Consider the following 23,018-nt stretch of genomic DNA (forward strand, 5'->3'; position numbering starts at 1 on the left):
ATGAATGCAGAAGACTCCTTGAAACTCGCTCGCCGGTTTATCGGGTTGCCCCTGGAAAAGCGCCAGATGTTCCTGGCTGCCCTGGCGAAAGAAGGGGTGGATTTCTCCCGGTTCCCGATTCCCGCAGGCGTCGAGGCCGAGGATCGGCAGGCGTTGTCTTATGCCCAGCAACGCATGTGGTTTCTCTGGCATCTGGACCCGCAGAGCGGCGCCTACAACCTGCCGGCGGCGGTGCGCCTGACCGGTCGCCTGAACCAGGGAGCGCTGGAGCAAGCCTTCGCCAGCCTGATCGAGCGTCACGAAACCCTGCGCACGGTGTTCCAGCAGCAGCCTGACGACAGCCTGCTGCAAGTGCCGTTGCATCAACCGCTGGACATCCAGCGCATCGACCTCAGCGATTTGCCCGCCGCCGAACGTGAAACCCGTGTGGCCGCCGCCGCGCAGGAGCAATCGCTGCTGCCGTTCGACCTGGCCAACGGCCCGCTGCTGCGGGTGCGCCTGTTGCAACTGGCCGAGCAGGAACATGTGCTGCTGCTGACCCTGCACCACATCGTCTCCGACGGCTGGTCGATGAATGTGTTGATCGACGAATTCTGCCGCTTCTATGACGCCCACGATCAGGGCCGCGCTGCCGAACTGCCGCCGCTGGCGGTGCAATACAGCGACTACGCCCTGTGGCAGCGCCGCTGGCTGGAGGCCGGTGAACAGCAGCGTCAGCTCGACTACTGGCTGGCGCAGATGGGCGACGAACATCCGGTGCTGGAATTGCCGGTGGATCACCCGCGCCCGGTGCTGCCGAGCAATCAGGGCCAGCGTCTGGAAAGCGTGGTGGACGCCGCGCTGGTCGAGCAATTGCGCGGCGTCGCCCGTCAGCACGGGGTGACGCTGTTCATGCTGTTGCTCGGCACCTTCAATATTCTGCTGCACCGTTACACCGGTCAGACCGACCTGCGCGTCGGCGTGCCGATCGCCAACCGCAACCGCCGGGAAATCGAAGGGCTGATCGGCTTCTTCGTTAACACTCAGGTGCTGCGCGTCGAGCTGGACGGCCAGACCTCGATCGCCGATCTGCTGCGTGACCTCAAGGAAACCGCCCTCGGCGCCCAGGCCCATCAGGACTTGCCGTTCGAGCGTCTGGTCGAGGCGCTGAAACTGGAACGCAGCCTGAGTTACAACCCGCTGTTCCAGGTGATGTACAACCACCAGCCGGAAGTCGCCGACGTCACCACACTCAAGGTCGGCAGCGGTCTGGAACTGGGCGTCATCGAGTGGGAAAGCCGTAGCACCCAGTTCGACCTGAGTCTGGATACCTACGAGAAGGGCGGGCAACTGCACGCGGCGTTCACCTACGCCACGGATCTGTTCGAGCCTGAAACCATCGAGCGCATGGCGCGTCACTGGACGAACTTGCTGCGCAGCCTCGTCAGCGATCCGCAGCAGCGCGTCGGTGAGATCGCGTTGTTGGAAACGGCCGAGCTGGAACAACTGACTCAGAAGTGGGGCCGCCACGACACCCAGTGGCCGAGCGAGCGCCCGGTGCATCAACTGTTCGAAGCTCAGGCTGAACTGACACCCGATGCCGTCGCGCTGATTTTCGACGGCCAGCGCCTGACCTATGCCCAGCTCAACGCCCGGGCCAATCGCCTGGCGCGTACGCTGCTGGCGCAAGGTGTCGGCCCGGACGTGCTGGTGGGCGTGGCGGTGGATCGCGGACTGGAACTGATCGTCGCCATCCTTGCCGTGCTCAAGGCCGGCGGCGCTTATGTGCCGCTGGACCCGCAATACCCGCGTGATCGCCTGCTGTGCATGATCGAAGACAGCGGCAGCCGTTTGCTGCTGACCCAAAGCCATTTGCTCGGCCGTTTGCCGGTGCCGCAGAACGTCCAGAGCCTGTGCCTGGACCAGGCCGAAGTCTGGGCCCACACCGATGAAAGCAATCCGCAACGCACCGTGTGGGCTGACAACCTGGCCTACGTGATGTTCACCTCGGGCTCCACCGGTCGCCCGAAAGGCGTCGGCATCAGCCACGGTGCCCTGAGCAAACACGCATTCGCCTCGCAGCATTACTACGACCTGAGCGCCGCCGATTGCGCGCTGCAATTTGCGACCTTCAACTTCGATGCCTTCGGTGAGCAGCTTTTCGGCCCGCTGACCTGTGGCGCCTCGGTGGTGCTGCGCGGCAACGAAGTGTGGGACAGCGAAACCCTGTACCGGAACATTGTTGAACACGGCATCACGGTCATGGACCTGACCACCGCTTACTGGAACATGATCGCCAAGGAGTTCGCCGCTGCCGGCCCGCGTGACTACGCGGCGCTGCGTCAGGTGCACAGCGGTGGTGAAGCGATGCCGCCGGAAGGCGTGCAGGCCTGGCGTCAGGCCGGGCTGGAACACGTCAGACTGCTCAACACCTACGGTCCGACCGAAGCCACCGTCACTGCGACCACCCTCGATTGCAGCGATTACGTGTTCGGTCGCCAGCCGTTGCCGTTGACGATGCCAATCGGTCAACCGCTGCCGGGCCGTCACACCTATCTGCTGGACGCCGACGGCCAGCCGACCCCGGTCGGGGTGGTCGGTGAACTGCTGATCGGTGGTGAATTGCTCGCACGCGGTTACTTCCAGCGCGCCGATCTGACTGCCGAACGCTTCATTCCCGATCCGTTTTCCACCAGCGGCGCGCGCCTGTATCGCACCGGTGACCTGGCGCGTTACAACGCCCTCGGCCAGATCGAATACGTCGGCCGCGTTGACCATCAAGTGAAGATCCGTGGTTTCCGTATCGAGCTGGGCGAAGTTGAAGCGCGCCTGCTGGAACTGAACGACGTCAGCGAAGCCGTGGTGCTGGCGGTGCAGGGCGGCAGCAGCCTGCAACTGGTGGCCTACGTGGTGCCGAAGGATGCGTCCGTGGTCGCGGCGTCCGCCGACGAACAAGGCGCGGCGCGGGAAGCGATCAAGGCGCAGCTCAAGGACAGTCTGCCGGACTACATGGTGCCGACGCAGCTGTTGTTCCTCGCCGAACTGCCTCTGAGCCCGAACGGCAAACTGGACCGCAAGGCCTTGCCGGCGCCGGACGCCAGCCAGATGCAGCAGGCGTTCGTCGCGCCGCGCAGCGAGCTGGAGCAGAAAATCGCCGGCATCTGGCAGGACGTGCTCAAACTCGAACAGGTCGGCCTCACCGACAACTTCTTCGAACTGGGCGGCGACTCGATCATCTCGATTCAGGTGGTCAGCCGCTCGCGTCAGGCCGGGATTCATTTCAGCCCCCGCGACCTGTTCCAGCACCAGACCGTGCAAGGTCTGGCCAGCGTGGCGCAGCAGGGCAGCGGTGGCGTGAGCATCGATCAGGGCCCGGTCACCGGCGAGCTGCCGTTGCTGCCGATCCAGCAAGTGTTCTTCGAAGACCCGATTCCCCAGCGCCACCACTGGAACCAGGCGGTGCTGCTGCGCAGCCATCAAACCCTGAACGCCGAGGCACTGTTGCAAGCGCTGAACGCGTTGATCGCGCATCACGACGGCCTGCGTTCGCGCTTCGTCGAAAGCGCCGAAGGCTGGCGTGGCGAAGTCGCGCCAATTGCGCACGATCCGGAACTGTTGTGGACCGCCGACAAGCTGGCCGACAGCGAACTGCAAGCGCTGTACGCCAAGGCCCAGCAAAGCCTGAACCTGCAAAACGGCCCGCTGCTGCGCGCGGTGCTGGCGACCGTCGCCGATGGCAGTCAGCGTCTGCTGCTGGCGGTGCATCACCTGGTGGTGGACGGTGTTTCGTGGCGGATTCTGCTGGAAGACCTGCAACTGGCTTATCAACAGGCTGCGCAAAAAACCGCCATCAAGCTGCCGGCGAAAACCAGCGCCTACAAGGCCTGGGGCGAGCAGCTGCAAGCCTATGCCGCGACCGAAGCGCTGCAGGCCGAACTCGGATTCTGGAAGCAACAACTCGACGGCGCGGCACTGGATCTGCCCTGCGATAACCCGCAAGGCAGCCTGCAAAGCCGTCACGCGTTGGTGCTGCACAGCCGCCTCGACAAAACCTTCACTCAGCAATTGCTGCAGCAGGCGCCAGCGGCGTATCGCACGCAGGTCAATGATCTGCTGCTGACCGCGCTGGCGCGAGTGATCAGCCGCTGGACCGGCCACGCTGACACCCTGATCCAGCTGGAAGGCCACGGCCGCGAAGACCTGTTCGACGACGTCGACCTGACCCGCACCGTCGGCTGGTTCACCAGCCTGTTCCCGGTGCGCCTGACCCCGGCGGATTCCGTCGCGGCAGCGATCAAGCAGATCAAGGAACAACTGCGCGCCATTCCGAACAAAGGCATCGGTTTCGGTGTGCTGTGCCATCTCGGCGACGCGTCCACCCAGGCCAGCCTCAAGGCGCTGGCGATGCCGCGTATCACCTTCAACTACCTCGGCCAGTTCGACGGCAGCTTCGATGCCGAGGACGGTGCGCTGTTCAGCCCGGCCGGTGAAAGCGCCGGGCTCGAGCAAAGCCTCGACGCGCCGCTGGACAACTGGCTGGGCGTCGAAGGCCAGGTCTACGACGGCGAACTGGATCTGCGCTGGACCTTCAGCTGCGAGCAGTTCAACGAGGCGACCATTGCCCGTCTGGCTGAAGACTACGAGCGTGAACTGCAAGCGTTGATCAGCCATTGCTGCGACGCGGATTCGATGGGCGTGACGCCGTCGGACTTCCCTCTGGCGCATATCGATCAGGCGCAACTGGACGCGATCCCGGTGCCGGCCGCCGGCATCGAAGACATCTATCCGCTGTCGCCGATGCAGCAGGGCATGCTGTTCCACACCTTGTACGAACAGGGCACCGGCACTTACATCAACCAGTTGTGCGTCGATGTCGAGGGCCTCGATCCCGAGCGTTTCCGCGCGGCGTGGCAAGCGACCATGGACGCTCACGACATTCTGCGCAGCGGCTTTATCTGGCAGGGCGAATTGCAGGAACAACTGCAAATCATCCATCGCCAACTGGCGCTGCCGTACACGCTGCTCGACTGGCGCGAGCGCAGCGACATCGCCCAAGCCCTCAAGGATTTCACCTCCGCCGATCTGGCCGAAGGTTTCGACCTGACCCAGGCCGGGCTGCTGCGCGTGACCCTGATTCGCATCAGCGACCAGCGTCATCACCTGATCTTCACCAACCATCACATCCTGATGGACGGCTGGAGCAGCGCGCAGATGCTCGGCGAAGTCCTGCAACGTTACGCCGGCCAGCAACCACCGCGTCCGGTCAGCCGCTACTCGGATTACATCCAGTGGCTGCAACGTCAGGACGCGGCGGTCAGCGAAGCGTTCTGGCTGCAACAACTGGCGGATTTCCACGAGCCGACCGTGCTGGCGCAGGCCGCTGCTGGCGGTGGCGAGGTGCGCAGTGAAGTCGGTCATCTGCTCAAGCACTACGACCTCGATGCGTCGCGCACCCGTCGTTTGAATGCGTTTGCCCGTGAGCAAAAAGTCACCGTCAACACCCTGGTGCAAGCCGCGTGGCTGTTGCTGTTGCAGCGCTACACCGGCAGTGCCTGCGTGGCGTTCGGCACCACGGTGGCCGGGCGTCCGGCGGAACTGGTGGGGATCGAGCAGCAGGTCGGTCTGTTCATCAACACCTTGCCGGTGATCGCCGGCAGTCGTCCGGACCAGACTGTGGCCGCTTGGCTGGCGGCGGTGCAGGCGCAGAACCTGTCGCTGCGCGAGTTCGAACACACGCCGCTGGCGAGCATTCAGCGCTGGGCCGGGCAGGGTGGCGAGTCGCTGTTCGACACGCTGCTGGTGTTCGAGAACTTCCCGATTTCCGAAGCGCTGCAACACGGCACCGCCCAGGGCGTGGTGTTCGGCGAAGTTGCCAACCAGGATCAGACCCACTATCCGCTGACCCTCGGCGTGACGCTGGGCGAAACCCTGGCGCTGCACATGAGCTTCGACCAGGCGCATTTCAGTGTCGCCACCGTCGAACGCCTGAGCGCGCAACTGCTGCATCTGCTGGAACAGTTCGCCGAATCCGCCGAACGTCGTCTCGGTGAAATCGCTTTGGCCACGGCTGACGAACATGCGCGGCAACAGGCGCAGAACCATCCGCAGGCGTACCCGACCGATATTGCCGTGCACCAGCGCTATGCCCGCTTGGCCGCGCAGCAGCCGGATCGCACGGCGGTCATCTTCGATGGCAAGCATTACAGCTACGGCGAACTGGATGCCCGGGCCAACCGTCTGGCCCATGAGCTGGTGGCCCGTGGCGTGCGCGCCGAAGTTCGGGTCGGCGTGGCGATGCCGCGCGGTGAAGGGCTGATCGTTGCCTTGCTGGCGGTGCTCAAGGCCGGCGGCGCCTATGTGCCGCTGGACACCAGCTACCCGCGCGAGCGTCTGGCGTACCTGATGCAGGACTCCGGTCTGGCGCTGCTGCTGACCGATTCCCGTGTGTCGGCGCAACTGCCGATCGACGACGCCATGAGCGTGCTGGAACTGGATCGCCTCGACCTCAGCCGCCATTCGGCGCAGGCGCCGGTGGTGACGATCGATCCGGACAATCTGGCCTACGTGATCTACACCTCCGGTTCCACCGGTAATCCGAAAGGCGTCAGCGTCACCCACGGGCCGCTGGCGATGCACTGCCTGGCCATCGGTGAGCGCTATGAAATGCGCGACAGCGATTGCGAATTCCATTTCATGTCGTTCGCCTTCGACGGCGCCCATGAACGCTGGCTGACCAGCCTGACTCACGGCGGCTCGCTGCTGATCCGCGACGACAGCCTGTGGACGCCGGAGCAGACCTACAACGCGATGATCGAGCACGGTGTGACCGTGGTCGCGTTCCCGCCGGTGTACCTGCAACAACTGGCCGAACATGCCGAACGCGTGGGCAATCCGCCGCAGGTGCGCATCTACTGCTTCGGCGGCGATGCGGTGCCGAATGCGAGTTTCGAACGGGTCAAGCGTGCGCTGAATCCGGAATACATCATCAACGGCTACGGCCCGACCGAAACCGTGGTCACGCCGCTGATCTGGAAGGCCGGTCGCGATGTGCCGTGCGGCGCCGCCTATGCGCCGATCGGCAGCCGCATCGGCGACCGCAGCGCCTACGTGCTCGACGCCGATCTGAACCTGCTGCCGCAAGGCATGGCCGGCGAGCTGTATCTGGGTGGCAGCGGCGTGGCCCGTGGTTACCTGAATCGTCCGGCGATGACCGCCGAGCGCTTTGTCGCGGACCCGTTCAGCACAACCGGTGGCGTGCTGTACCGCACCGGCGACCTGGTGCGCCAGCGCGCCGACGGCACTTTCGACTACCTGGAGCGCATCGACAACCAGGTGAAGATCCGTGGTTTCCGTATCGAACTGGGCGAGATCGAAGCCAGCCTGCAAGCCCTCGACGGCGTGCGCGAAGCGGTGGTCGTGGCCCAGGAAAGCGCTGGCAGCAAACGGCTGGTGGCGTACGTGGTCGGCGACTCGCAACAGGCGGATTTCGCCGAGCAACTGCGGGCGCAACTCAAGGCCAGCTTGCCGGCGCATATGGTCCCGGCCTACGTGCTGACCCTTGAGCGCATGCCGCTGACGCCGAACGGCAAGCTTGATCGCAAGAACCTGCCGAAGCCTGACGTCAGTCAGTTGCAGCAAACCTACGTGGCGCCGCAAAGCGCAATGGAGCAGCAACTGGCAACGATCTGGCAGGACGTGCTGAAGCTGGAGCGCGTCGGCCTGACCGACAATTTCTTCGAGCTGGGTGGCGATTCGATCATCTCGATCCAGGTGGTCAGCCGCGCCCGTCAGGCCGGGTTGCGCTTCACCCCGAAAGACCTGTTCCAGCACCAGACCATTCAGGCGCTGGCCAATGTGGTGCAGACCGGCGAGCCTGTGCAACAGATCGATCAGCAACCCGTAACTGGCGAAACGGCGCTGCTGCCGATTCATCAGTGGTTCTTCGCCCAGCCGATTCCCGACCGTCATCACTGGAACCAGTCGGTGATGCTCAAGACCGCTCAGCCGTTGGATGCGGTTGTGCTTGAGCAGGCACTGGACGCGCTGGTCGTGCATCACGACAGCCTGCGCCTGGACTTTGCCGAGCAAACGCAAGGCTGGACGGCGCAGTACCGCGACGTCGAAACCCAGGCCGGCGAAACCGTGCTGTGGCAAGTCGAGGTCGCCGATCTGGCGGCACTCGAAGTGCTCGGCAATCAGGCCCAGCGCAGCCTGCAACTGAGCGGCGGTTCGCTGATCCGCGCGGTGCTGGCGAACCTGGCTGATGGCAGCCAGCGCCTGTTGCTGGCGGTTCATCACCTGGTGGTGGATGGCGTGTCGTGGCGGATTCTGTTCGAAGACCTGCAAAGCGCTTATCGGCAGATCCAGTCGGGGGCGGCGGTGCAACTGCCAGCCAAGACCAGCGCCGTGAAAGCCTGGACCGAAGCGTTGCAGGACTACGCCGGCAGCGCGCCGCTGCAAGCCGAACTGGGCTTCTGGCAGCAACAGCTGCAGGCCGCATCCAACGCGTTGCCATGCGACAACCCGCAGGGCGGTCAGCAACATTGCCAGGCACTGGCGATCCGCACGCCGCTGGACAAGACCCTGACCCGTCAACTGCTGCAAGAGGCCCCGGCGGCCTATCGCACCCAGGTCAATGATTTGCTGCTGACCGCCCTGGCGCGGGTGATGGTGCGCTGGACCGGTGACGACAATGTGCTGGTGCAACTGGAAGGGCACGGTCGTGAAGACCTGTTCGATCACGTCGACCTGACCCGCACCGTGGGCTGGTTCACCAGCCTGTTCCCGGCAAAACTGACCCCGACCGCCGACCTCGGCGCCTCGCTGAAACAGATCAAGGAACAGCTGCGGGCGATCCCGAACAAAGGCATCGGTTTCGGTGCGCTGGCGCACCTGGGCGATGATCACGCCCGGGCCACCCTGCAAGCGCTGCCGACGCCGCGCCTGACCTTCAACTATCTGGGCCAGTTCGACGGCAGTTTCGATGCCGGCGATGAAGCGCTGTTCGTGCCGACCAGCGAATCCGGCGGCGAAGAAGTGAATATGCAAGGCCCGCTGGGCAGTCCGCTGGCCCTCGACGGCAAGGTGTTCAACGGTGAGTTGGACCTGAGTTGGACCTTCAGCCGCGAGATGTTCGAACCGGCGACCATCCAGCGTCTGGCCGACGATTACCTGCAAGAGCTGACTGCGCTGATCGCCCATTGCTGCGACAGCGCCAACCGTGGCGTGACCCCGTCGGACTTCCCGCTGGCGACCCTGACCCAGGCCCAGCTCGACGTACTGGCGCCACAGCCGCAGACCATCGACGACATCTACCCGCTGTCGCCGATGCAGCAGGGCATGCTGTTCCACACCTTGCTCGAACACGGCAACGGCGACTACATCAACCAGATGCGTCTGGACGTCGATGGCGTCGACCCGCAGCGTTTCCGCGCCGCGTGGCAAGCGGTGGTGGATGCCCATGACATCCTGCGCACCGGTTTTGTCTGGCAGGGCGATCTGGAGCAGCCGGTGCAAGTGGTGCAGCGTCAGCTCGAAGTGCCGTTCCGCGTACTCGACTGGAATGGCCAGACTGACCTGGAAGCCGCGCTGAAAAAACTTGCCGATGAAGAACGTGCCCAAGGCCTGGATCTGACCCGCGCACCGTTGTTGCGTCTGGTGTTGGTGCGCACGGCTGCGGATCGTCATCACCTGATCTACACCAACCATCACATCCTGATGGATGGCTGGAGCAGCGCGCAGTTGCTCGGCGAAGTGTTGCAGCATTACAGCGGCGAAGCGGTGCCGCGTCCGACCGGGCGTTACCGCGATTACATCGCCTGGCTGCAGCGTCAGGACGCTGCGACCGCCGAAGCCTACTGGCTGGCGGCGCTGGGCAATCTGCAAGAGCCGACGCGTCTGGCCGATGCCATCGCACGGCCGAATGCCGGTCTGCCGAGCGTCGGTTATGGCGATCATTTCCAGGTGCTGGACGCCGGCCTGACTCAGCGTCTGGGCGAGTTTGCCCGGGCCTCGAAAGTTACCGTCAACACCCTGGTGCAAGCCGCATGGCTGCTGCTGTTGCAGCGCTACACCGGCAAGGATTGCGTGGCGTTCGGCGCCACCGTCGCCGGGCGTCCGGCGGATCTGCCGGGGGCTGAGCAGCAGGTCGGTCTGTTCATCAACACCTTGCCGGTGATCGCCGCGCCACAAGCGCAGCAGAGCCTGGCCAGCTGGCTGCAAGGCGTGCAGGCGCAGAACCTGGCGCTGCGCGAGTTCGAGCACACGCCGCTGGCGCAGATCCAGCGCTGGGCCGGGCAGGGCGGTGACGCGCTGTTCGACAGCTTGATGGTGTTCGAGAACTACCCGATCGCCGAGGCATTGGAGCAAGGCGCGCCACAAGGCCTGCGATTCGGTCCGGTGGAGAACCACGAACAGACCAACTATCCGCTGACCCTGCTGGTGCATCTGGGCGCCGAGCTGTCGGTGCACTTCAGCTACCAGCGCGACCGTTTTGCCGACGTCGGTGTGGCGCAACTGGGCGCGCACTTGCAGCGTTTGCTTGAGCAGGTGACCGAGGCGGGCGAGCGTTTGCTCAGCGAATTGCAACTGATCGAGACGGCGCCGGTTCACACCGATTTCGTCACCGAACTGTGCATCCACCAGAGCATCGCCCATCAGGTCGCCGCGACCCCGGATGCACTGGCCGTGACCTTCGCCGACACGCAACTGACCTACGCCGAACTGGACGCGCGCGCCAACCGTCTGGCGCACAAGTTGATCGAACTCGGCGTCGGCCCGGAAGTGCGGGTGGGCGTGGCGTTGCCGCGTTCCGAGCAACTGCTGATTGCACTGCTGGCGGTGCTCAAGGCCGGTGGCGCCTACGTGCCGCTGGACCCGGATTACCCGGCCGACCGCGTGGCCTACATGCTCGAAGACAGCCGCGCACGAGTGCTGCTGACCGAACAGGAACTGGCTGCCACGTTGACCGTGCCGTCCGAGACTCAAGTGTTGTTGCTGGATCAGATCGCGCTGGACGGCTATCCGGCTCAGGCACCGCAAACCGCCGTGACCCCGGACAACCTCGCCTACGTGATCTACACCTCCGGTTCCACCGGCAAGCCGAAAGGCGTGGCGATTGCCCATCGCAACGTCATGGCGCTGATCGACTGGTCGGCCAAGGTCTACCGCCGCGAAGACATTCAAGGCGTGCTGGCCTCGACCTCGGTGTGTTTCGACCTGTCGGTGTGGGAGCTGTTTGTGACCCTGGCCAACGGCGGCTCGCTGATCATCGCCCGCAACGCGCTGGAACTGCCGCAGCTGCCGGCCCGCGATCAGGTGCGCCTGATCAATACCGTGCCGTCGGCGATCAACGCGTTGCAGCGCGCCGGGCAGATTCCGCCGGGTGTGCGGATCATTAACCTGGCGGGCGAACCGCTCAAGCAAGGGCTGGTGGACGTGCTTTATCAGCAGTCGACGGTCGAGCATGTCTACGACCTGTACGGCCCGTCGGAAGACACCACTTATTCGACCTGGACCCGCCGCACCACTGGTGGTCAGGCGCGCATCGGCCGGGCGCTGGATCACTCCGCCAGCCACTTGCTCGATGCCGATCTGCAAGCGGTGCCGCACGGCGTGTCGGCCGAGCTGTACCTGTCCGGTGCCGGTGTCACGCGCGGTTACCTGGGCAAAGCGGCGATGACCGCCGAGAAGTTTGTGCCCAACCCGTTCGCCCGCAACGGCGAGCGTCTCTACCGCACCGGCGACCTGATTCGTCAGCGCGAGGACGGTGAGCTGGAGTACATGGGCCGGATCGACCATCAGGTGAAAATTCGTGGTTTCCGGATCGAACTGGGCGAAATCGAAGCGCGGCTGCTGGCGCAACCGGGCATCAGCGAGGCGGCCGTGCTGGCCGTAGAGGCCGAGGGTGGCGCGCAACTGGTGGCCTACGTGGTCGCTCCACAACTGGACGTGTACGACGGTGAAGCGCAGCGCCAACTGCGCGACGGACTAAAGACTGGCCTCAAGTCTTCGTTACCTGACTACATGATTCCCGCGCACCTGCTGTTCCTTGAGCAGTTGCCCCTGACCCCCAACGGCAAGCTCGACCGCAAGGCGCTGCCGGCGGTGGATGCCAGCCAGATGCAGGCCGCGTATGTCGCGCCGCAATCGGAGCTTGAGCAACAGGTCGCGGCAATCTGGCAGCAAGTGCTCACCGTGGAACGCATCGGTCTGAACGATCACTTCTTCGAACTCGGCGGGCACTCGCTGCTGGCGGTCAATGTCGTGTCGCGCATCGCCCTGGAACTGGGCCTGACGCTGACGCCGCAACTGCTATTCCAGCACCCCGTCCTGAGCGACTTTGTCGCTCACCTCAATACAGGAGGCGGGGCAATCAACGAACAGAAACTGAACAAGCTGGAAGCCCTGCTTGACGATATGGAGGAGTTCTGATGGACACGAGTGTTGCTTTGAGGATTGCCAAGCGCTTTATCACTCTGCCGCTGGACAAACGTAAGCTCTACCTGGAAAAGATGCTCGAAGAGGGCGTCTCGCCGGCCAACCTGCCGATTCCGGAAACTCGCTCAAGCTTCGAGGCGATCCCGCTGTCCTACGCCCAGGAACGCCAGTTGTTCCTGTGGCAGATGGACCCGCACAGCACCGCCTATCACATTCCCAGCGCCCTGCGGTTGAAGGGCCGGCTGGATGTCGCGGCGCTGGAGCGCAGTTTCAACGCCGTGGTCGCCCGCCACGAAAGCCTGCGCACCACGTTCGTCGAGCAAGGTGAAACCTTCTGCCAGAAGGTTCACGCGCAGATGCCGTTGAGCATCTCGGTCGAAACGCTGGCGCCGGGACTGGACGCCGACGCTGCGATCAAGGCTTTCGTCGAGAACGAAACCGCGCGTCCGTTCAATCTGCAACAGGGCCCGTTGCTGCGGGTGTCGTTGCTCAAGGTCGGCGAAGACGATCACGTGCTGGCGCTGATCCAGCACCACATCATCTCCGATGGCTGGTCGATGCAAGTGCTGGTCGGCGAGCTGATCAAGCATTACGCCGCCGACACCAGCGGTCAGTCCCTGAGCCTGCCGCCGCTGGATGTGCAATACGCCGACTACGCGATCTGGCAGCGCCACTGGCTGGAGGCCGGCGAGCGTGAACGGCAGCTGAAATACTGGATCGACACCCTCGGCGGCGAGCAACCGGTGCTGGAGTTGCCGATCGATCATCCGCGCCCGGCGGTGCAAAGCTTCCGTGGCGCGCGCCTCGATCTGAACCTGCCGACCGCACTGGGCGATGCCCTCAAACAACTGGCCCAGCGCGAAGGCGCGAGTCTGTTCATGGTGCTGCTGGCGTCGTTCCAGGCCTTGCTGCACCGCTACAGTGGGCAGTCGCAGATCCGCGTCGGCGTGCCGACCGCCAACCGCAACCGGGTGGAAACCGAAGGTTTGATCGGCTTCTTCGTCAACACCCAGGTGCTGAGCGCGGACGTCCACGGGCAACTGCCGTTCAATCAATTGCTGGCCCAGGTCAAGCAATCGGCGATGGCGGCCCAGGCCCATCAGGATCTGCCGTTCGAGCAACTGATCGAAGCCCTGCAACCGGAACGCAGCCTGAGCCACAGCCCGGTGTTCCAGGTGATGTACAACCACCAGGCGGTCAACGACCAGACCCAGCGTCAGAGCCAGGTGCAACTGCCGCAACTGAGTGTCGAGGACATCGTCTGGGAAGGCCGCACCGCGCAGTTCGACCTGACCCTCGGCACCTACGAATCCAGCGAAGGCGTGGCGGCGGAACTGACTTACGCCACCGACCTGTTCAAGCCCGAAACCATCGAGCGTCTGGCGCGCCACTGGCTGAACCTGCTGCACGGCATCGTCGCCGCGGCGAATCAGCGTGTCGGCGAACTGCCGCTGCTGGAAACCACCGAACATCAAGTGCTGTTGCAAGACTGGAAACGCGTGGTCGATCACGCCGCGCCGGCGCCGTGCGTGCAGCAACGCATCGCCCTGCAGGCCGAGAAAACGCCTGACGCCACCGCGCTGATCATCGGCGAAGACCAGCTGACTTACGGGCAGTTGAATGCGCGCGCCAACCAGCTTGCGCACAAGCTGATCGAGCTGGGCGTCGGCCCGGATCGACTGGTCGGCATCGCGGTCGAGCGCAGTGTGGAAATGATCGTCGGCCTGCTGGCGATCCTCAAGGCCGGCGGCGCCTACGTGCCGCTGGACCCGGCGTATCCGGAAGACCGTCTGGCCTACATGATCGAGGACAGCGGCATTGAATTGCTGCTGACCCAGTCGCACTTGCAGACGCTGCTGCCGATCCCGGCCAGCCTTGCCACGGTGTTGCTGGATCAACCGCAGGACTGGCTGGCGGCGTACCCGACCACCGCGCCTGACGTGGCCGTGAACGGCGAGCATCTGGCCTACACGATTTACACCTCCGGCTCGACCGGCAAGCCTAAAGGCGTGATGGTCCGCCACGCAGCCCTGAGCAACTTCGTCGCGAGCATGGTCGAGCAACCGGGCATCGCTGCGGCGGATCGCATGCTGTCGCTGACCACCTTCTCGTTCGATATTTTCGGCCTGGAAATCTACGGCCCGCTGCTGGCCGGCGCCGCCGTGGTGCTGACCGGCAAGGACGTGCATCAGGATCCGCAAGCGGTGCTCGAACTGATCGACCGCCACGGCGTGACCATGCTGCAAGCCACGCCTTCGAGCTGGCGCATGCTGCTGGACAACGAACACGCTGCGATTCTCGACGGCCGCACGTTCCTGTGTGGCGGTGAAGCGCTGCCCCAGGAACTGGCGCAACGCATGCTGGCGCGCTCGCTGAAGGTCTGGAATCTCTATGGCCCGACCGAAACCACGATCTGGTCGGCGCTGCATCCGCTGAGCGTGGACAACAGCCGTCCATTCCTTGGCAAACCGATCGACAACACCGCGCTATACATTCTCGGCAGCGATCTGGAGCTCAATCCGCTCGGCGCGCCGGGCGAGCTGCTGATCGGTGGCGATGGCCTGGCGCGGGGTTATTTCCAGCGTCCTGCGCTGACCGCCGAACGCTTTGTGCCGGATCCGTTCTCGTCCACCGGCGAGCGTCTGTATCGCACCGGCGACCTGACCCGTTACCGCGCCGAAGGCGTGATCGAATACATCGGGCGGATCGACCATCAGGTGAAAATCCGTGGTTTCCGCATCGAGCTGGGCGAAATCGAAGCGCGCCTGCTGGCGCTCGAAAGCGTGCGTGAAACCGTGGTCGTCGCTCAGGACGGCCCGACCGGCCCGCAACTGGTGGGCTACGTGGTGCCAGCGTCCGGCGAGGTGCTGGATGCCGATGGCGAAGCCGCGTTGCGCGCTGCGCTCAAGACCAGCCTCAAGGCTGAGTTGCCGGAATACATGGTGCCGGCGCACTTGCTGTTCCTCGCGCAACTGCCGCTGACCCCCAACGGCAAAGTCGACCGCAAGGCCTTGCCGGCGCCCGACGCCAGCCAGTTGCAGTCGACCTACATCGCGCCGCAGACCGCCACCCAGCACACCGTCGCCGAAATCTGGCAAGCGGTGCTGAAACTGGAGCAGGTGGGGCTTGGCGACAACTTCTTTGAACTCGGCGGCCATTCGCTGCTGGTAACCCAGGTCGTTTCGCGAGTGCGTCAGGCACTCAACGTGCAGGTGCCGCTGCGTACCCTGTTCGAACACAGCACGCTGGTGGATTTCGTCGCCGCCCTCGGCGTCGAGCAGGCACATCAAGAGCCGCCGATTGTGGCGTTGCCGCGTCTGCAACCGTTGACGCTGTCCTACGCTCAGGAGCGTCAGTGGTTCCTCTGGCAACTGGAGCCGATCAGCACCGCTTACCACGTGCCAGCCGCACTGCGCCTGCGCGGTGAACTGGACCTGCCGGCGTTGCAGCGCAGCTTCGATGCGCTGATTGCCCGCCACGAATCCCTGCGCACCTGCTTTGTCGAAGATCAGGGCCAGACCCTGCAAGTAATCCAGGCTCACGCAGCGCTGAACATCGCCGTCGAAACCATCGACCGCCAGTTGGACGACTCCGCGCTGCAAGCCTTGGTCGCGGCCGAAACCCTGCACCTGTTCGACTTGCAGAAAGGTCCGCTGCTGCGGGTCAAGCTGCTGCGTCTGGCCGCCGATGACCACGCACTGATCATCACCTTGCACCACATCGTCTCCGATGGCTGGTCGATGGGCATCATGGTCAACGAGCTGGTGGCGTTGTATGCCGCGCACAGCGAAGGCAAGACTGCGCAATTGCCGGCATTGCCGGTGCAGTACGCCGACTACGCCGTGTGGCAGCGCCAGTGGATGGACGCCGGTGAGCGCGAGCGTCAACTGAGTTACTGGACCGCGCAACTGGGCGACGGCGACCAGCCGTTGCTGGAGCTGCCGACCGACCGTCCGCGTCCGCCGGAGCAAAGCTACCGGGGCGCGCGTCAGGATATCCCGCTGAGCGCCGAACTGGCCGCCGGCCTGAAACAGGTAGCACAACGGGAAAACGTCACTCTGTTCGCGCTGCTGCTGGCGTCGTTCCAGACCCTGCTGCACCGCTACAGCGGCCAGGCCGACATTCGTGTCGGCGTGCCGGTGGCCAACCGTAACCGGGTCGAGACCGAAGGCCTGATCGGCTTCTTCGTCAACACTCAAGTGCTGAAGGCCGAGTTCGACAGCCAGCAGACGTTCCGCAGCCTGTTGCAGCAAGTGAAAAACACCGTGCTCGGTGCTCAGGCCCATCAAGACCTGCCGTTCGAGCAACTGGTCGATGCGCTGCAACCGGAACGCAGCCTGAGCCACAGCCCGCTGTTCCAGGTGCTGCACAACCACCAGAGCCAGGCCCGTCAGGCCAAAGGCGCGACGCGTTTGCCGAAGATCGAGATCGAAGGCCTGAGCTGGGTCTCGCACACCGCGCAGTTCGACCTGGCCCTCGACACGTTCGAATCGGCGGACAACGTCTGGGCCGAACTGACTTACGCCACCGACCTGTTCGACGCGGTCACCATGGAACGTCTGGCGCAGCACTGGACCCATCTGCTGCACGGCATCGTCGCCGATTGCGCCCAGCGCATCGCCGAGCTGCCGTTGCATGACGCGGCTGAACGTCAGGCAACGCTGTTGCAATGGAACCCGGCCGTGGCCGATTTCCCGAGCGAGGCGTGCCTGCATCAACTGATCGAGGCGCAGGCTGCGCGTGCGCCGCAAGCGGTGGCCGTGACTTACGGCGAGAAGGCCCTGAGCTACGGCGAGCTCAACAGCCGCGCCAACCAGTTGGCCCACAAGTTGATTGCCAGCGGTGTCGGGCCGGACGTACGCGTCGGTCTGGCGGTGGAGCGCAGCCTGGAAATGCTCGTCGGCCTTCTAGCGATCCTCAAGGCCGGCGGCGCCTATGTGCCGCTTGATCCGACCTATCCGGAAGATCGTCTGGCCTACATGATCGGCGACAGCGGCATCGCTTTGCTGCTGACCCAGAGTCATCTGCTCGGCCGTCTGCCGGTGCCGGATTCGGTGCGCAGCGTGATCCTCGATCAGGAACGCGACGGCCTCGAAGGCTACAGCGACAGCAACCCGCAGGTGTCCATGAGCCCGGACAACCTGGCTTACGTGATCTACACCTCCGGTTCCACCGGTCAGCCGAAAGGCACCTTGCTCGCCCATCACAACGTGCTGCGCCTGTTCAAGGCCACCGATGCCTGGTTCGATTTCGGCCCGCAGGATGTCTGGAGCCTGTTCCATTCCTACGCGTTCGACTTCTCGGTCTGGGAGATCTTCGGTGCGCTGCTGTACGGCGGCAAACTGGTGGTGGTGCCGTACGAGACCAGCCGTTCGCCGGACGATTTCTACGCTTTGCTTTGCCGTGAAGGGATCACCGTCCTCAACCAGACGCCGTCGGCGTTCAAGCAACTGATGCAAGTGGCGTGCGCCCCGGAACATGCGGCGGCGCAACCGGCCCTGCGTTACGTGGTGTTCGGCGGCGAGGCGCTGGAGGTCAAGAGCCTGCGCCCATGGTTCGAGCGCTTCGGCGATCAGGCCCCGCAACTGATCAACATGTACGGCATCACCGAAACCACGGTCCACGTGACCTACCGGCCGATCTCGCTGGCCGACCTGCAACGCGATGCCAGCAGCCCGATCGGCGAGCCGATTCCGGACTTGTCCTGGTACTTGCTCGACGGCGACCTGAACCCGGTGGCCAAGGGTTGCATCGGTGAGCTATACGTTGGTCGTGCCGGTCTGGCCCGGGGTTATCTGAACCGTCCGGACCTGACCACGCTGCGCTTCATTCCCGATCCGTTTGCTGCCGATGGCGGTCGTCTGTACCGCACCGGTGACCTGGCGCGTTATCGCGCCGACGGCGTGATCGAATACATCGGCCGGATCGACCATCAGGTGAAGATTCGCGGCTTCCGTATCGAGCTCGGCGAGATCGAAGCGCAGCTGCTCGAACAGTCCGCCGTGCGTCAGACCGTGGTGCTGGCGCAACCGGGCCTCAGTGGTCAGCAACTGGTGGCGTACCTGGTGCCGAGCGACGCTGCATTGCTCGATGCTGACGCTGCCGAACAGGGCCAGTGGCGTGACAGCGTGCGGGCCGCGCTCAAGGAAAACCTGCCGGATCACATGATCCCGGCGCACTTGCTGTTGCTCGAACAATTGCCGCTGACCGCCAACGGAAAACTCAATCGCAGTGCCTTGCCGTCGCCGGATGCGAGTCAGGCGCAGCAGGCGTATCAGGCACCGCAAAGCGAACTGGAACAGCGTCTGGCCGAGATCTGGCAGGACGTGCTGAAGCTGCCGCAAGTCGGTCTGAACGACAATTTCTTCGAGCTGGGCGGCGATTCGATCATCTCGATTCAAGTGGTCAGCCGCGCCCGTCAGGCCGGTATCCGTCTGAATCCCAAAGACCTGTTTCAGCACCAGACCGTGCAGCGTCTGGCGCTGGTCGCGCAGATCGGCGACAGCGAGTCGACCATCGATCAGCAACCGGTCACCGGCCCGGCGTTGCTGCTGCCGATCCAGCAACATTTCTTTGAGGACGAAATCCCCGAGCGTCACCACTGGAACCAGTCGGTGCTGCTCAAACCGCGTCAGCCGCTGGTGGCCGAAAAGGTCGAGCAAGCGTTGCGCGCGCTGGTCATCCATCACGATGCCTTGCGCCTGAGTTTCAGCCAGCAGGGCAACGTCTGGCAGGCCGAACATCTGGCGGTCGACGCCTTGTCGCAAGACCTGCTTTGGCAGGAAACCATTGCCGACATCGCGGATCTTGAAGCTTTGGGCAACCGCGCCCAGCGCAGCCTCGACCTGCAAAACGGCCCGTTGCTGCGTGCGGTGCTGGCGAATCTGGCCGATGGCAGCCAACGCCTGTTGCTGGTGATTCATCACCTGGCGGTGGACGGCGTGTCGTGGCGGATTCTGCTGGAAGACCTGCAAACCGCGTATCAGCAAGCCAGCAACGGGCAGGCCCTGAGCCTGCCGGCCAAGACCAGTGCCTTCAAGGACTGGAGCGAACACTTGCAGCGCTATGCCAACAGCCCGGCATTGCAGGAAGAACGGGCGTACTGGCAGGCGTGCCTGAGCGACGTCAGCACCGATCTGCCGTGCAAGCGTCTCGACGCCGGCCAGCAGAATCGTCTGGCGCAAACCGTGCAGACTCGCCTCAGCGCGGAGCTGACCCGGCAGCTGTTGCAAGAAGCCCCGGCGGCCTACCGCACCCAGGTCAACGACCTGTTGCTGACCGCGTTGGCCCGAGTGATCGGGCGCTGGAGCGGGCAGCCGTCGACGCTAATTCAACTGGAAGGGCATGGTCGCGAAGAGCTGTTCGACGGCGTCGACCTGACCCGCACCGTGGGCTGGTTCACCAGCCTGTTCCCGGTGCGTGTGACCCCGGCCGAAGGCGCGGGCGACTCGATCAAGCGGATCAAGGAACAACTGCGCTCGATCCCGAACAAGGGCATCGGTTTCGGCGCGCTGCGTCACCTCGGTGATGCCGACGCGCAAAGCAGCCTGAAGGTGTTGCCGACTCCGCGCATCACCTTCAACTACCTCGGTCAATTCGACGGCAGCTTCGAAGCCGATGACGGCGCGCTGTTCGCGCCGGCCCCGGACAATGCCGGCCTGGAACAAAGCCCGGACGCGCCGCTGGGCAACTGGCTGACCCTCAACGGTCAGGTGTATGGCGGTGAGTTGAGCGTCGGCTGGACGTTCAGCGAAGAACGCTTCGACAGCGCCACCATTGAAGCGCTGGCCCGCGACTACGCCGATGAGCTCGCCGCGCTGATTGGCCACTGCCTGACGCCGGGCGTGGAAGGCCTGACCCCGTCGGACTTCCCGCTGGCGGGTCTGACTCAGGCTCAGCTCGACGGTTTGCCGACTGCGCCGCGTCTGGTCGAAGACATTTATCCACTGTCGCCGATGCAGCAGGGCATGTTGTTCCACACCCTCTACGCGCAGCAGTCGGGCGATTACATCAACCAGATGTGCGTGGCCGTGGACGGTTTGCAGGTCGAGCGTTTCCGCGAGGCCTGGCAAGCGGCGATGGACAGCCATGACGTGCTGCGCAGCGGTTTCGTCTGGGAAGGTGATCTGCCCCATGCGCTGCAAGTGGTGCACAAGGGGTTGCAGGTGCCGTTCAGCGTGCTCGACTGGCGTGAGCGCAGCGACCTGGAACAGGCCCTGAGCGAGCTGGAACGTGCGCAGCGTCAGCAGGGTTTTGACCTGCACGCCGCGCCGTTGCTGCGGTTGGTGGTGGTGCGGGTGGCAGCCGAGCGCTTCCATCTGATTTACACCTCGCACCACATTCTGATGGACGGCTGGAGCAACTCGCAGTTGCTCGGCGAAGTCCTGCAGCGCTACCACGGCCAGGCGCCGGTGAGCGGTGCCGGGCGCTATCGCGATTACATCCAGTGGCTGGCGCAGCAGGACGCGCAGGTCACGGAGCACTTCTGGAAGGGCCAACTGGCCGACTTCGACATGCCGACCTATCTGGCCGATGCGGTGCCGCACAGCGTGGACAGCTCGGTGGCAGGTCAGGGCGAGCACCTGCTCACGCTCGACAGTCGCGCGACCGCTGAACTCAACCGTTTTGCCCGCGTGCAAAAGGTCACGGTCAATACCTTGGTGCAGGCTGCGTGGCTGTTGCTGTTGCAGCGCTACACCGGGCAGGACACGGTGGCTTTCGGTGCCACAGTGTCGGGTCGTCCGGCGCAGTTGAGCGGCGTCGAAGGCCAGATCGGCCTGTTCATCAACACCTTGCCGATCATCGCCAGCCCCCGTGCCGAGCAGCCGTTGTCGCAATGGCTGCAACAGGTGCAGGCGCAGAATCTGTTGCTGCGCGAGCAGGAACATACGCCGCTGTTCGACATTCAGCGCTGGGCCGGGCAGAGCGGGGAGGCGTTGTTCGACAACATTCTGGTGTTCGAGAACTACCCGATTGCCGAAGCCTTGCAACAGGCCGCATCGGATGACTTGCGCTTCGGCGAGGTCGACCGCTACGAGCAGACCAACTATCCGCTGACGTTGATGGTCAACCTCGACCAGCAACTGACCGTGCATTTCAGCTATCAGCGCACAAGCTTTGCCGCCGAGACCGTGGTCAAGTTGGCCGCACAGCTGCAACAGCTTCTGACGCGCCTCGACCTCGGCGCCGAAGGCTGCCTGGGCGAATGGAACCTGCTGGAAGCGGCGGACGAGCAACGGATCGTGCATGACTGGAATCCGGTCGAGGCCAACCCCCTCGAAGCGCTGTGCATTCACCAGGCCATCGAACGTCAGGTGGCTGCCCAGCCGCACGCGCTGGCCGTGACCTTCGGTCATCAGTCGTTCACTTATGCCGACATCGACACCCGGGCCAATCGCCTGGCTCACCGTTTGATCGATTGCGGGGTCGGCCCGGAAGTGCGGGTCGGCGTGGCCATGCAGCGTTCCGATCAACTGTTGGTGGCGCTGCTGGCGGTGCTCAAGGCCGGCGGCACCTACGTGCCACTGGACCCTGATTACCCGGCGGATCGCGTCGCTTACATGCTCGAAGACAGCCGCGCCCGGGTGCTGCTGACTGAAACCGAGGTGGCTGCGATTCTGACGGTCGGTGGCGATACGCAAGTGTTGCTTCTGGATCAACTCGACCTGTCGGCCAACAGTGCAATTGCGCCGGTCACGGACGTGTGCGCGGACAATCTCGCTTACGTGATCTACACCTCCGGTTCCACCGGCAAGCCGAAGGGCGTTTCGATCACCCACAGCAACGTGATGGCGCTGAGCGACTGGTCGAAAAACACTTACAGCCGCGATGACATTCAAGGCGTGCTGGCTTCGACCTCGGTGTGTTTCGACCTGTCGGTGTGGGAGCTTTTTGTCACTCTGGCCAATGGCGGCTCGCTGATCATCGCCCGCAATGCCCTTGAACTGCCGCAACTGCCGGCCCGCGATCAGGTGCGCCTGATCAATACCGTGCCGTCGGCGATCAATGCCTTGCAGGACGCCGGCGACATTCCGGCGGGTGTGCGGCTTATCAACCTGTGCGGCGAAGCGCTGAAGCAGAATCTGGTGGACCTGCTTTACAAACAGGCGAGTATCGAAGACGTCATCGACCTGTACGGCCCGTCGGAAGACACCGTTTATTCCACCTGGACCCGTCGTGAGGCGGGTGGCACGGCCAACATCGGCCGGGCGATGGCGCGCACCGCCAGTTACGTGCTGGGCGGCGATCTGCAACCGGCGCCACTGGGCGTGTCGGCCGAGCTTTACCTGGCCGGTGCCGGCCTCAGCCGAGGCTATCTGGGCCGGGCGGCGATGACCGCCGAGAAGTTTGTGCCCAACCCGTTCGCCGGCCATGGCGAGCGCATGTACCGCACCGGCGACCTGACCCGTTATCAGGCCGACGGCACCTTGCAGTACGTGGGGCGTATCGACCATCAGGTGAAGGTGCGCGGTTTCCGTATCGAGCTGGGTGAAATCGAAGCCCGTCTGTTGCAGATCGAGCGTGTCAGCCAGGCACTCGTGGTCGCGCAACCGATCGCTTCCAGCCATCAACTGGTGGCGTACGTGGTGATGGACGACGCG

2 protein-coding genes (1 of these 2 cut by a window edge) are annotated in these 23,018 nt (G+C 64.2%); both read left to right on the forward strand.

Annotated elements, in window-relative coordinates; all coding sequences use genetic code 11:
- Nucleotides 1–12,411 (forward strand): non-ribosomal peptide synthetase, encoded by a 12,411-nt coding sequence (locus tag K5E37_RS02320; RefSeq protein WP_221533013.1) that lies wholly within the window; start codon nucleotides 1–3, stop codon nucleotides 12,409–12,411.
- Nucleotides 12,411–23,018 carry the 5' portion of a non-ribosomal peptide synthase/polyketide synthase gene (locus K5E37_RS02325; protein WP_221533014.1) on the forward strand. It continues 2,940 nt past the right edge of the window, so 10,608 of the gene's 13,548 nt are visible here — the first part of the coding sequence; its start codon is at nucleotides 12,411–12,413; its stop codon lies beyond the right edge, outside the window. Before K5E37_RS02320 ends, K5E37_RS02325 begins: the two co-directional genes overlap by 1 nt.

This window comes from Pseudomonas sp. RIT778 (assembly GCF_019718735.1).
Classification (GTDB): domain Bacteria; phylum Pseudomonadota; class Gammaproteobacteria; order Pseudomonadales; family Pseudomonadaceae; genus Aquipseudomonas; species Aquipseudomonas aphyarum.

Bases quoted from the DNA above. Each gene is read 5' to 3' on its own strand.
- K5E37_RS02320 (WP_221533013.1), top strand. From the start codon at position 1: ATGAATGCAGAAGACTCCTTGAAACTCGCTCGCCGGTTTATCGGGTTG.